At 67.3% G+C, this 12,339-nt stretch carries 10 protein-coding genes; 6 read left to right on the forward strand and 4 right to left on the reverse strand.

Annotated elements, in window-relative coordinates:
• The first annotated feature begins 15 nt into the window (after window positions 1-15).
• Window positions 16-555, forward strand: coding sequence for a DUF3087 domain-containing protein (locus tag AVCA_RS01515; protein WP_012699008.1), 540 nt, complete (start codon window positions 16-18; stop codon window positions 553-555).
• A 72-nt stretch (window positions 556-627) separates the two neighbouring features.
• Here AVCA_RS01515 and AVCA_RS01520 read toward each other — a convergent pair whose 3' ends face one another.
• Complete coding sequence (locus tag AVCA_RS01520; protein ID WP_012699009.1) at window positions 628-2,034, reverse strand: adenosylmethionine--8-amino-7-oxononanoate transaminase; 1,407 nt, start codon at window positions 2,032-2,034, stop codon at window positions 628-630.
• Window positions 2,035-2,193: 159 nt separating this feature from the next.
• Between AVCA_RS01520 and AVCA_RS01525 the strand changes: the two genes are divergently transcribed.
• The 3 genes from AVCA_RS01525 to AVCA_RS01535 all read left to right on the forward strand — a co-directional run bounded on the left by AVCA_RS01525 (window position 2,194) and on the right by AVCA_RS01535 (window position 5,036).
• Window positions 2,194-3,708: a flavin monoamine oxidase family protein gene (locus tag AVCA_RS01525; protein ID WP_231876177.1), complete on the forward strand. Its 1,515-nt coding sequence runs from the start codon at window positions 2,194-2,196 to the stop codon at window positions 3,706-3,708.
• A gap of 183 nt (window positions 3,709-3,891) precedes the next feature.
• Window positions 3,892-4,446, forward strand: a complete 555-nt coding sequence (locus tag AVCA_RS01530) for a cytochrome b (RefSeq protein WP_012699012.1) — start codon at window positions 3,892-3,894, stop codon at window positions 4,444-4,446.
• Between the two features lie 11 nt (window positions 4,447-4,457).
• Entirely contained in the window at window positions 4,458-5,036 is a 579-nt protein-coding gene (locus AVCA_RS01535; RefSeq protein WP_012699013.1) for a YceI family protein, read from the forward strand.
• Between the two features lie 196 nt (window positions 5,037-5,232).
• On the opposite strand, the gene AVCA_RS01540 is transcribed toward AVCA_RS01535, so the two are convergent.
• Complete coding sequence (locus AVCA_RS01540) at window positions 5,233-5,682, reverse strand: hypothetical protein (RefSeq protein WP_012699014.1); 450 nt, start codon at window positions 5,680-5,682, stop codon at window positions 5,233-5,235.
• Between the two features lie 324 nt (window positions 5,683-6,006).
• Here AVCA_RS01540 and AVCA_RS01545 point away from each other — a divergent pair, with 324 nt between their 5' ends.
• Window positions 6,007-8,880: an ATP-binding protein gene (locus AVCA_RS01545; RefSeq protein WP_012699016.1), complete on the forward strand. Its 2,874-nt coding sequence runs from the start codon at window positions 6,007-6,009 to the stop codon at window positions 8,878-8,880.
• Between the two features lie 236 nt (window positions 8,881-9,116).
• Window positions 9,117-9,395, forward strand: coding sequence for a hypothetical protein (locus AVCA_RS01550; protein WP_012699017.1), 279 nt, complete (start codon window positions 9,117-9,119; stop codon window positions 9,393-9,395).
• 187 nt (window positions 9,396-9,582) lie between these two features.
• Here AVCA_RS01550 and AVCA_RS01555 read toward each other — a convergent pair whose 3' ends face one another.
• The gene (locus AVCA_RS01555) at window positions 9,583-10,038 is read right to left on the reverse strand and encodes a metallophosphoesterase family protein (RefSeq protein ID WP_012699018.1); all 456 of its coding nucleotides are present in this window, start codon (window positions 10,036-10,038) and stop codon (window positions 9,583-9,585) included.
• A 267-nt stretch (window positions 10,039-10,305) separates the two neighbouring features.
• Window positions 10,306-12,144, reverse strand: coding sequence for a dihydroxy-acid dehydratase (ilvD, locus tag AVCA_RS01560; protein WP_012699019.1), 1,839 nt, complete (start codon window positions 12,142-12,144; stop codon window positions 10,306-10,308).
• Window positions 12,145-12,339 lie beyond the last annotated feature (195 nt).

The raw sequence follows: 12,339 nt of genomic DNA on the forward strand, positions 1-12,339 counted from the left end.
GGAAAAGGAGTGGCGATGTTCGAGATCCAGCCGTGGAATCCCGAGGAATACCGGGCGCAGACCCGCAAGAGCAGCCTGATCGTGGTGGCGATCTTCGCCGTGCTGGGGATGGGCTTGTCGACCCTGGCGGTGCAGTTGTTCGGCACGCCGGGCGGCGACAACCTGCGCTACAACCTCGGCGGAGTGATCGCCGGAACGATCCTCACCGCCGCGATCCTGCGCGGCTACCTGAGCCGGCAGCCGTGGATGGCGGCGGCGGTGTACGGCTGGCGGCTCAGGCGCAGCCTGATGAGCATCACCAACGCCATGCACTGCGTCGAGCGGGGCGTGGCCGCCGGCGATCCGCCGGCCATGCGGCTGCTGCGCTTTTACCACCTGGGCCTCGCCCAGATGTACCGGCTCGATGGCAACTCCAGCGCTCTGGGCCAGATGCTCGACGAGATCGACCGGCACAAGGCGTCTATGGAGGCAAAAGGGCTGGATACCGAGCAGACTCGCCTGCATCCCGGCTGGGTCGAGGAGGTGAAGGCGGCATTCCCGGCACGCGGTAAATAACCCCGGAGAAACGCTGCCGCTCACCCATGCGCCGGAGCGGGCAGGACGAGCGCGGGCATGGCCGGGCCGGCTTCAGCCCGGATCGTGGAAGGTCTGCGGCCCGCCGGTCGGTAGCGCCACGCCGACCGCGTCGCGGGTGGCCAGGTCGATGCCCTCGCTGGCCACTTCGGCGAGGAAGTCGATCTGTTCCGGGGTTATCACGTAGGGCGGCAGGAAGTACACCACGCTGCCCAGCGGGCGCAGCAGGGCGCCGCGGGAGAGGGCGTGCTCGTAGACCTTCAAGCCGCGCCGCTCCTGCCAGGGATAGGCGACCTTGCCGGCCTTCTCGGCGACCATCTCGATGGCCAGGGCCATGCCGGTCTGGCGCACCTCGGCGACGTGCGGGTGGTCCTTGAGGTGTTCGGTGGCCCGGGCCATGCGCGCGGCCAGGGCCTTGTTGCGCTCGATGACGTTGTCCTGCTCGAAGATGTCCAGGGTCGCCAGGGCGGCGGCACAGGCCAGCGGGTTGCCGGTGTAGGTGTGCGAGTGCAGGAAGGCGCGCAGGCTGGCGTAGTCGTCGTAGAACGCCCGGTAGACGGTGTCGGTGGTGAGCACCGCGGCCATCGGCAGGTAGCCGCCGGTGAGCGCCTTGGACAGTACCAGGAAATCCGGAACGATGCCGGCCTGCTCGCAGGCGAACAGCGTGCCCGTGCGGCCGAAGCCGACGGCGATCTCGTCGTGGATCAGGTGCACCTCATAGCGATCGCAGGCCTCGCGCAGGAGTTCGAGGTAGACCGGGTGGTACATGCGCATGCCGCCGGCGCCCTGGATCAGCGGCTCGACGATCACCGCGGCGATCTCGTCGCGATGCTCGGCCAGGGTCCGCTCCATGTGGGCGAACATCGCCCGCGAGTGCGCCTCCCAGCTCATTCCCTCCGGGCGCAGGTAGCAGTCCGGGCTCGGCACCTTGATGGTATCGAGCAGCAGCGCCTTGTAGGTGTCGGTGAACAGCGCCACGTCGCCCACCGACATGGCCGCCACCGTCTCGCCGTGATAGCTGTTGGTCAGGGTGACGAAGCGCTTCTTGCCCGTCCGCCCGCAGTTGCGCCAGTAGTGGAAGCTCATCTTCAGCGCCACCTCGATGCCCGAGGAGCCGTTGTCGGCGTAGAACACCCGCGACAATCCCGCCGGCGTGATCGCCACCAGGCGTTCCGAGAGTTCGATGGCCGGCTGGTGGCTGAAGCCGGCGAGCATCACATGCTCCAGGCTCTCCAGTTGCTCCCTGATCCGCGCGTTGATCCGCGGGTTGGCGTGGCCGAACACGTTGACCCACCAGGAGCCGACCGCGTCCAGGTAGCGCTTGCCGTCGAAGTCCTCCAGCCATACCCCCTCGCCGCGGCGGATCGGGATCAGTGGCAGGCGTTCGTGATCCTTCATCTGGGTACAGGGATGCCAGAGCACGGCGAGGTCGCGCTGCATCCAGTCGGCGTTGAGGCTCATGGGCGCTCTCCTGGAAAACACCGGCGAGAGCCTAGCAGAGCCGCGCCGCGCTTTCTGCCCGGCAATGGGCATGGCTGGCTGCCAGCAAGGCGCTCGCGTATGCTCGCCTCGCCGCGCACGGGGGTGCCCGGCAACTCTTTGAATCGGGGGCGAAAAGACATGTTCCGGAGCTGGCTGCGGGGGACCGCACTTGTCGGGATGGGGCTGTTCAGTGTGGTAGTGCTGGGCAAGGAGAAACAGCCGACGGCGCTGGTCGTCGGCGGCGGCCTGGCCGGTCTGGCCGCGGCCTGGGAGCTGCAGCGCGATGGCTGGCAGGTCACCCTGCTGGAGGCGCGCTCCGGCGTCGGCGGCCGTTCCGGCCTGGCCGGCGGCGAATGGATCGGCAGCGCCAAGGCCCAGCCGCTGCTCAACGACTACCTCGCGCGTCTCAAGCTGAAGACCCAGCCGGCGCCCGAGGCGGTGCGCGGCACCGGCTACCTGATCGACGGCGCCTATTTCAGCGCCGCCGAACTGGCCAGTCGGCAGCCGGCCACCGCCGAAGGCCTGAAGCGCTACGAGCAGGCGATCGGCGCGCTGGCGGCGTCGATCAAGGACCCGCTCGATCCGGCCTCCGACCGCAAGCTGTTCGCCCTCGACCAGGGCAACGCGGCGCGCTGGTTGGACGAACTGAACCTGCCGATCACCGCCCGCCAATTGGTCAACCAGCGCATCCGTTCGCACTACGACGAGCCGTCGCGCCTGTCGCTGCTCTATCTCGCCCAGCAGACCCGGGTCTACCACGGCATCGACGCCGGCGAGCTGCGTGTCGCCCGCCTGCCCGGCGGCAGCCAGGTGCTCGCCCAGGCCCTGGCCAAGGAGCTGAAGACGGTCAAGACCGGCGTGCGGGTATCCGCCATCAGCCAGGACCGCGCGGGCGTGACGGCCAAGGTCGGCGACGTCGGCTACAGCGCCGATTACCTGGTGCTGGCCGTGCCGCTGCGCGCCCTCGGGCAGATCCAGTTCAGCCCGGCGCTGCCGGAACGGCATCGCGGCGCGCTGCAGAGCACCAACTATGGCTGGCGCGACCAGTTGCTGCTGAAGTTCAAGAGCCCGGTATGGGAGAGCAAGGCGCGCCTGAGCGGCAACATCTACAGCAACCAGGGCCTGGGCATGCTGTGGGTCGAACCGGCGACCAAGGGCGGCGCCAACGTGCTGATCAACCTGTCCGGCGACAACGCCCGCCTGCTGAAGGCCTTCGGCGACCGCCAGGTGGCCGACCAGTTGCTGATCCGCCTGCACGAGCACTATCCCAAGGCGCGCGGCGCTTTCGCCGGCTACGAGATCCGCCGCTACAGCGGCGACAACGGCCTCGGCGGCGCCTACCTGGCCTACGGACCGGGGCAGATCAGCCGCTACTGGCGGCTCTGGGAGCAGCCGCTGGAGCGTGTGGCCTTCGCCGGCGAACACACCGATCCGCTCTATCCGGGCACCCTGGAAGGAGCCCTGCGCAGCGGCCGGCGCGCCGCCGAGCAGTTGCGCGAACTGCATGCCGGACGGCCGGTACCGGCACCGCGGATCACCCGCCTGGACCAGCCGGCGCCGCCGCCGGCCGGGGCCGCGCTGGTGGCCGGGCAACCGGCCGAGAACGAGCGCGGGACGGGCTTTTTCTCCCGCCTGACCCGGCTGTTCCGCTGAGGAGCCGAGGGCCCGCCGGCACTACTCTCCACGAGCCGCGTGGAATAGTGCCGGCAGGCCGGGGGCGCGGCCCGCGCTCGCTCGATGATCGAGCGGTTCGATCCTTTCGAGCGAAAATTTCCACTTTAAATCGATGGATAAGCCGTTAGGCTGTGCGCATCCCCGAGCCAAGGAATGTCGTACATGCAATGGCGCAATTCCCCCCTTCGTTTCGGCCTGGTCGGCATCCTGCTGCACTGGTCGGTGGCGCTGACGGTCTTCGGCCTGTTCGGCCTGGGCCTGTGGATGCGCGGTCTGGACTACTACAGCCCCTGGTACCGCACCGCCCCGGACATCCACAAGAGCATCGGCATCCTGCTGTTCCTGGTCATGCTGCTGCGCCTCGCCTGGCGCTTCGTCAGCCCGCCGCCGGAGCCCCTGCCCGGCCACGGCCCGCTGACCCGGCTGGGTAGCCGGATCGGTCACGCCTTGCTCTACCTCGGGCTGTTCGCGCTGATGATCAGCGGCTACCTGATTTCCACCGCCGACGGCCGGCCGATTTCGGTGTTCGGCTGGTTCGAGGTGCCGGCGCTGCTCAGCGGCCTGCCCAATCAGGAGGACGCCGCCGGCGAGGTGCATGAACTGCTCGCCTGGGGACTGGTCGGACTGGCCATCGTGCATGCCCTGGCCGCCCTGAAACACCACTTCATCGACCGTGACGCGACGCTGCTGCGCATGCTCGGACGCGACACCCGCTAAGGAGAAAAACCATGCTGAAGAAAACGCTCGCCGCCCTGGCCCTGGGTTCCGCCCTGCTGGGCGCCGGACAGGCCATGGCCGCCGACTACGTGATCGACAAGGAAGGCCAGCATGCCTTCGTCAACTTCAAGATCAGCCACCTGGGCTACAGCTGGCTGTACGGCACCTTCCGCGACTTCGACGGTAGCTTCAGCTTCGACGCCGCCAAGCCCGAGGCGAGCAAGGTCAAGGTGAACCTGAAGACCGCCAGCGTCGACTCCAACCACGCCGAGCGCGACAAGCACATACGCAGCGCGGACTTTCTCAATGTCGCCAAGCACCCGACCGCGACCTTCGAGTCCACCGGGGTCAAGTCCACCGGCCAGGATACCTTCGATATCACCGGCAACCTGAGTCTCAACGGCGTGACCAAGCCGGTGGTGATCGCCGCCAGGTTCATCGGCGAGGGCAAGGACCCCTGGGGCGGCTACCGTGCCGGCTTCGAGGGCGGCACCAAGCTGAAGCTGAAGGACTTCGGCATCCAGAAGGACCTCGGTCCGGCCTCCCAGGAAGTGGACCTGATCATCTCGGTGGAAGGCGTGCGCCAGTAAAGGGCGAGGAGCCGTTGGCGAAAAGGCCGGCTGGGCGGAGCGCGCGCGAGCCCGGCCAGCCGGCAGCAGAGAAGACCGATGCCCGTATCGCAAGATGCGGGCATTGTCGTTCATGGCCCGTGCGAGCGGTCGGCGCCGGCCGATTCCCGGGACGTCGCCCTCGGCGCGCGTGCGATGCGCCCGGCCTCGAAGATGCTCAGCCGGTGCGCCGTCCGTCCGCGCCCGGCGAGCCGGCGGAGGAGAAGCGCCAGGCGGGCCAGATGAAGAAGGCGAACAGTATTGCCTCGATGAGCAGGACCGCCGGCGTGAATACCCGGGTCAGATAGCCATCGAAACCGATGGTGAGAAAGCCTGCGCCCGAAACGAGCATGAGCAGGCCGGCGACGATGCGCGTCCCGGGGGTTCTCGCGCCCGCCACCAGCCGGGGGAGGCCGATGAGCAGCGGTCCGCTGCCGAGGGCCAGCCCGATCGTCAGGGTTGGCGCCAGGAAGCTGGAAAACGTCCTGGCCTCGAGGTGTTCGCCCAAGCTGGATGCGAACAGCCGAAGCAGGTACGACGGCGCGACGATCAGGGCACAGCCCAGAAGAAGGGATATCAGTCGGAGCAGAATGGTCATGATCTGGCGCCAGGGATCGGCCACCGGCATGGCTGGACTCCCGCGGGACGCCGCGCGGCACGTCCGGACAGCCGGTAGACCATGAGGACGGATTTCCTCGCACGGTATTTCACCCGCACCCACAATGTCCATTCGGCGGCAGGCTTTTTCAGTCTCGCGGGCATGTCCGGCATGGCCGGGCGCCATCGATCGGAGTCGCGGGCGAGGCGCCGTCCGCCGGTGGGCCGCTGCCGCGTTCCTTCATTGGAAGACGGCGGCGTTTGCGTTACTGTGCCGACTCGCAAGCATGACGACATTTCTCATTATTATCATCTCGTCTGAACCCATATCTCCCATGTCCCGGGTGCTGTGCGCATGCCTTCCCCCTCCCATATCGGACTTCGCCAATGGATTTGGCGAGCATTTGCACGGAGCGCACTGATACCGCTGTTGCTGGTCGAGACGGTGCTGATCGCCGTCTATCTGATCAGCAACGGTTCGATCCGCGATGCGCAGATCGATCACCTGCGGAAAGTCGCCCTGTTCGATCTGCAGTCTTCCGCCCGCCAGGAGTCGCGCAGCATCGACCAGCAACTGGCGCAGGTCGGCGCTCTGACCGAAATGTTCCGCAACCTGACCGCCCGGACCCTGCTGGAGACGCAGGCGAAGCCGCTCGTTCCGCCAGCGCTGGCGAGCACGCCGGACGGGGTGCGCTACAGTCCCGAGGACAAGGGCGGCAGCGCGGTCTTCTACGCCCGCTCCACGCCGCTGGAGCGCCAGGATCTGGACAAGGTCGCACGGATGGCCACTCTCGATCCGCTGATGAAGGAACTGCAGCAGCGCAACCCGCTGGTCGCCAGCCTCTATTTCAACGGTTGGGACAACTACAACCACATTTACCCGTGGTTTCTCACTCATGAGCAGTACCCTCATGACATGGTCATCCCCAACTACAGCTTCTACTACCTGGCCGACGCCCGGCACAATCCGGGGCGCGGCATGGTCTGGACCGATGTCTACCTCGATCCGGCCGGCCACGGCTGGATGATGTCGGCCATCGCGCCCGTCTATCGGGGCGACTTTCTCGAAGGCGTGGTCGGCCTGGATGTCACGGTCAGCAACCTGCTGGAGCAGATCGGCCGCCTGGAGGTGCCGTGGAGCGGCTATGCCGTGCTGGTCAGCGACGACCTGGACATCATGGCCCTGCCGGAGCCGGGCGAAGCCGATTTCGGCCTCGACGAGCTGACCTCGCACTCCTACGACGAGGCCATCCACAGCGAACTGTTCAAGCCGGAGGATTTCAACCTGCGCCGGCGCCCCGCGACCGCCGGACTGGCCGCCGCCATCGTCGAGCGCAACGAGGGGATGATGACGGTGGAATTCCGCGGCCGGCCCAGCCTGGTGGCCTGGACCACCATTCCGCAGACCGGCTGGCATTTGCTGACCGTGGTCGACGAGGCCAGGGTGTTCGCCGAAACCAACAGCCTCGCCAGCCAGTACGAGCGCATCGGCTACCTGATGATCGCCGGCCTGCTGGTGTTCTACCTGGTCTTCTTCGGCTGCATGTGGCTGCGTGCCCGCCACCTCAGCGAGCGCCTGTTGCGCCCCATCGACGGTATTTCGCGGATGATGGAGGAGATCGGCGGGGGCAACTGGCGTCCGGCCCGGGTCAGTTCGCGGATCGTCGAGCTGGATGCCATGGCCGGCCACGCCGAGCGCATGGGCGAACAGCTCGAGCAGAGCGAACGACAGAGCCAGCGGACCCAGGAGCGCCTCGAACTGGTGCTCGACAGCGCCACGGAAAGCCTCTGGGAGCAGGACCTGCACAGCCGGCGGATCAGCCTGCGCGGGCGCTTCTGCAAGCGCTTCGGGCTGCCGGCCGGTCCGATCGATCATGAAGCCTTCATGGCGCATGTTCACCCCGAGGACGTGCCGCGGGTCGAGGCGAGCTTCCGGCTCGCCGACAGCCGCAGCGGGTTGTGCGAGGCGGATTTCCGCTTTCGCGACAGCCACGGTTCCTACCACTGGCTGCTCGGCCGCGGCCGGGTGGTCGAGCGCGACCCGGCGACGGGGCAGGCCGTCCTGCTGGCCGGCACCCATGTGGACATCGACACGCTCAAGCGCACCGAGGCCGACCTGCGCCTGGCCATCGGCGAGGCCCAGGCCGCCAGCCAGGCGAAATCGCGCTTCATCTCCAGCATCAGCCACGAGCTGCGCACGCCGCTCAACGCCATCTATGGCTTCGCCCAGTTGTTGCGCCTGGGCTATGAGGCACGGGGCGAGACGCAGGAAGTGGCCTACCTCGACGAACTTCTGAGGGCCAGTCGGCACCTCAACCAACTGGTCGACGACGTGCTCGACTGGTCCAATCTCCAGACGGCGAAGTTCAGCCTGGAGATGCAGTCCGTCGAGGTGGCGGGACTGATGGCCGAGTGCGCCGAGATGGTCCGCCTGGACGTGGAGACCCGGGGCCTGCGCCTCGACCTGGAGCCGCCCGACAAGGGGCTGCTGGTGCGGGCCGACCCGCGCCGTCTGCGCCAGGTGCTGCTCAACCTGCTGTCCAATGCGATCAAGTACAACAGCCCGGCCGGGCGGATCGCCCTGACCCATCAGGCGGAGTCGGGGCGCATCCGGTTGATCGTCGAGGACACCGGTCCCGGCATCGACGAGTCGCGCCAGGTCCAGTTGTTCGAGCCCTTCCAGCGCCTCGGGCGGGAAAACTCGACGATCCAGGGCACCGGCATCGGCCTGTCGCTGTGCCGCCAGTTCGCCGTCCTGATGGGCGGCCGCATGGGCATGAGCAGCGAGCCGGGCACCGGCAGCCGCTTCTGGATCGATCTGCCGCTCGTGCAGGACGAGACGGGGGCGGGGAGCGTGGCGCGCATCTGCCATGTCGGGGACGACTCCTTCAGCCGGTGCCAGGTGCGCAAGGCGCTGGTCGACCTGGGCGAGGTCAGCGCCATCGACAACGGCCGGGCCGTCCTGGAGCGCGTCCTGGCCAGCCCGCCGGACCTGCTGCTGCTCGACCTGGACCTGCCGGACATCGGCGGGGAGCGCGTGCTGGAGAGGCTTCGCCAGCATCCGCAAACCCGCTCGTTGCCGGTGATCGTGCTCGGCGCGGCCGCCGATGCCGGGCGTCTGGTCGGGCTCGACTGCCAGGGCAGGCTGGGCAAGCCACTGGACCCGGACGAACTGCGCGAGCTGGTCGCCGCCCTGCTTCCCCAGGCGAAGCCCGAACATGCCCCCTGAAAGAGCGTGCCGGGCCAAGGGCTTCTCCGGGCCGGCCGCTAGCGGGAAAACCCCGGGGAGCCGCCCCGTGCGCGCCCGTGCGGCCGGGTGTGGCAGTTGGCCGCAGGTACTGAACTTCTGGAATAACCCGTTGATCCATATCAAGTTTCACAAAGGCCTCAAGCTCGCCCCCCGCCCCCCTGCAGGGGTAGCATTAGTCACAGCAGATCAATCAATCTCGTCGGAAGTAGCAGAACATGAAACAACAGATTACCCGTTTGTCCCCCCATCAAAATGGCAAGGTCTGCGGCATTCTGACGGCGGCCACGTCCTTCTTCGTCTTCGTGCCTTTCCTGCTGTTCATCTCGCTGTTCGTGCCCGCCGCAGGCCGTCCGCCGTTCATCACCATCCTGCTCGTACCGCTGTTCTACCTGGTCATGGGCTATCTCGCCGTTCTGATCGGCTGCGCCCTGTACAACTTCATGGTCAAGTACATTGGCGGCCTGGAGTTCGACGCCAAGGACGAAGCGAACTGACCGCTGCCGATCGGCGAGTCGCCTGCGACTGCAGGCATTCGCCGATTCGATGAACGATGCCGCCGGGCGAACTTTCGGTTCTCCGGCGGCATGTCTTTTCCGGGGAGCGGTTTTCCGGCCCCGTCAGTCGCCGAATGGCGCGGCAGCGCACTGTCCCGGCAAGAAATGTCCTGGCGGCGAGTCCGCTTCAGGACAGCTCGATCAGTTCGGCCCGCACTTCGGTGCCATCGATGTGCAGCCGCCCGACCGCTATCGGTAACCGGAAGCGCCGCGGCCCGGCGCTGCCGGGGTTGACCAGCAGCACGCCATCCCGTTCGTCGATGCGCGGCTTGTGCGAGTGCCCGCAGATCGCCACCCTGACGCCGCGCGCGGCCAGGTCGGCCGGCAGATGTTCCGGCTGGTGGACGACATGGAGGCGCAGGCCGCCCAGTTCCAGCTCGACCTCATGAGGCAGGACGTCGGCCCACTCGCCATGGTCGTTGTTGCCGCGCACCGCCGCGACCGGCGCCAGCCGGCGCAGGGCGTCGAGGATTTCCGGCTTGCCGATGTCGCCGGCGTGGACGATCCATTCGCAACCTTCGAGTGCGGCCAGTGCTTCCGGGCGCAGCAGGCCGTGGGTGTCGGAGATCAGGCCGATTTTCATCGCAGCGCCTCCAGCCTTCTTCCTGTTGCTGTTGCCGGGCTCTGCGAAAAAACGGACCCCGCAGAGGGCTTCCAGCAGCGTGCGGGGTTTTTCGGATTCGTGGGATGGGAAACGGCCGCAGGCCTTTCCCATCGATAGCGCCGGCGCTGGAAAACGCCGGCGCGGCTTTCCACGGGCCGGCCTCCATTCCGCGAACCTCTTGCTGGCCCACGCGCCTCCGGCGCTCAGGGCGTTCGTCGGGAAAACGCATGCGTTTCCCGATCCGGCTCACTCATCCAGCAGCGCCTTGTTGCGCACCGCGCCCTTGTCGGCGCTGGTGGCGAGCAGGGCGTAGGCCTTGAGCGCGGTGCTGACCTTGCGCGCGCGCGGTGCGGCCGGCTTCCAGCCCTTGTGGTCCTGGTGCAGGCGGCGGGCCTTCAGTTCCTCGTCGGACACCAGCAGGTTGATGCTGCGGTTGGGGATGTCGATGAGGATCTTGTCGCCGTCTTCCACCAGGCCGATGGCGCCGCCCGCGGCCGCTTCCGGCGAGGCGTGGCCGATCGACAGGCCCGAGGTGCCTCCGGAGAAGCGGCCGTCGGTGAGCAGGGCGCACTGCTTGCCGAGTCCCTTGGACTTCAGATACGAGGTCGGGTAGAGCATTTCCTGCATGCCGGGGCCGCCTTTCGGACCCTCGTAGCGGATCACCACCACGTCTCCGGGTTTGACCTCGTCGCCGAGGATGCCCTTCACCGCGGCGTCCTGGCTTTCGAAGATCTTCGCGGTGCCCTCGAACACCAGGATGGATTCATCCACGCCGGCGGTCTTCACCACGCAGCCGTCCAGGGCGATGTTGCCGTACAGCACGGCCAGGCCGCCTTCCGTGGAGAAAGCGTGTTCCAGGTCGCGGATGCAGCCTTCGGCGCGGTCCAGGTCCAGGCTGTCCCAGCGTTCGCTCTGGCTGAAGGCTTCCTGGGAAGGAATGCCGGCCGGGCCGGCCTTGAAAAAGGTATGCACGGCTTGATCCCGGTTGACCCGCACATCCCATTTTTCGATGGCTTCGCCCAGGGTCTTGCTGTGAACGGTGGCGACTTCGGTGTTCAGCAGGCCGGCACGGGCCAGTTCGCCGAGAATGGCGACGATGCCGCCGGCGCGATGCACATCCTCGATGTGGTACTTGGGCGTGTTCGGCGCCACTTTGCAGAGTTGCGGCACCTGGCGCGACAGGGCGTCGATGGCGTGCAGATCGAAGTCCACTTCGGCTTCCTGGGCCGCCGCCAACAGGTGCAGGATGGTGTTGGTCGAGCCGCCCATGGCGATGTCCAGGGTCATGGCGTTCTCGAAGGCCGCGCGGCTGGCGATGGCGCGCGGCAGTACGGATTCGTCGCCTTCCTGGTAGTAGCGGCGGCACAGGTCGACGATGGTGCGCCCGGCTTGCAGGAAGAGTTCCCGGCGGTCGGCATGGGTGGCGACGATGGTGCCGTTACCCGGCAGCGACAGGCCCAGGGCTTCGGTCAGGCAGTTCATCGAGTTGGCGGTGAACATGCCGGAACAGGAGCCGCAGGTGGGACAGGCGCTGCGTTCGTATGCCTCGACCTTTTCGTCGGAGGCGCTGCTGTCGGCGGCGATGACCATCGCATCCACCAGATCCAGGCCGTGCTGGGACAGCTTGGTCTTGCCGGCCTCCATCGGCCCGCCGGAGACGAACACCACCGGGATGTTCAGGCGCAGCGAGGCCATCAGCATGCCGGGGGTGATCTTGTCGCAGTTGGAGATGCACACCAGGGCGTCGGCGCAATGGGCGTTGACCATGTATTCCACCGAGTCGGCGATGATCTCGCGCGACGGCAGCGAATAGAGCATGCCGTCGTGGCCCATGGCGATGCCGTCGTCCACGGCGATGGTGTCGAATTCCTTGGCCACGCCGCCGGCCTTCTCGATCTCGCGGGCGACCAGTTGGCCCAGGTCCTTCAGGTGCACATGGCCGGGCACGAACTGGGTGAAGGAGTTGGCGACGGCGATGATCGGCTTCTTGAAGTCCTCGTCCTTCATCCCGGTGGCGCGCCACAGCGCACGGGCGCCGGCCATGTTGCGGCCGAAGGTGGAGGTTTTCGAGCGGTAGTCAGGCATGACGGTTCTCGGAATTTCAGGCGGATACGGGGCTGTGGAGGATAACGCGATTGACGGGAGGGCGCATCGGGCGGGCGATGTGGGGGGAAGACGCGGGGTAGAAGCCGAATATTTCGGCTGCTCGTGAGTGAAGGCGGCCCATGCTCGCCATGGGGCGACTCTGCAGCTCGTCCCGGTCGATTCGGCAGCCATGGC

The sequence above is a fragment of the Azotobacter vinelandii CA genome (assembly GCF_000380335.1).
In the GTDB taxonomy this organism is placed as follows: domain Bacteria; phylum Pseudomonadota; class Gammaproteobacteria; order Pseudomonadales; family Pseudomonadaceae; genus Azotobacter; species Azotobacter vinelandii.

Coding starts and splice junctions, on each gene's coding strand:
- AVCA_RS01545 (WP_012699016.1), top strand. CDS start 6,007: ATGCCTTCCCCCTCCCATATCGGACTTCGCCAATGGATTTGGCGAGCA.
- AVCA_RS01525 (WP_231876177.1), top strand. CDS start 2,194: ATGTTCCGGAGCTGGCTGCGGGGGACCGCACTTGTCGGGATGGGGCTG.
- AVCA_RS01530 (WP_012699012.1), top strand. CDS start 3,892: ATGCAATGGCGCAATTCCCCCCTTCGTTTCGGCCTGGTCGGCATCCTG.
- AVCA_RS01535 (WP_012699013.1), top strand. CDS start 4,458: ATGCTGAAGAAAACGCTCGCCGCCCTGGCCCTGGGTTCCGCCCTGCTG.
- ilvD (WP_012699019.1), bottom strand. CDS start 12,144: ATGCCTGACTACCGCTCGAAAACCTCCACCTTCGGCCGCAACATGGCC.
- AVCA_RS01540 (WP_012699014.1), bottom strand. CDS start 5,682: ATGCCGGTGGCCGATCCCTGGCGCCAGATCATGACCATTCTGCTCCGA.
- AVCA_RS01520 (WP_012699009.1), bottom strand. CDS start 2,034: ATGAGCCTCAACGCCGACTGGATGCAGCGCGACCTCGCCGTGCTCTGG.
- AVCA_RS01550 (WP_012699017.1), top strand. CDS start 9,117: ATGAAACAACAGATTACCCGTTTGTCCCCCCATCAAAATGGCAAGGTC.
- AVCA_RS01555 (WP_012699018.1), bottom strand. CDS start 10,038: ATGAAAATCGGCCTGATCTCCGACACCCACGGCCTGCTGCGCCCGGAA.
- AVCA_RS01515 (WP_012699008.1), top strand. CDS start 16: ATGTTCGAGATCCAGCCGTGGAATCCCGAGGAATACCGGGCGCAGACC.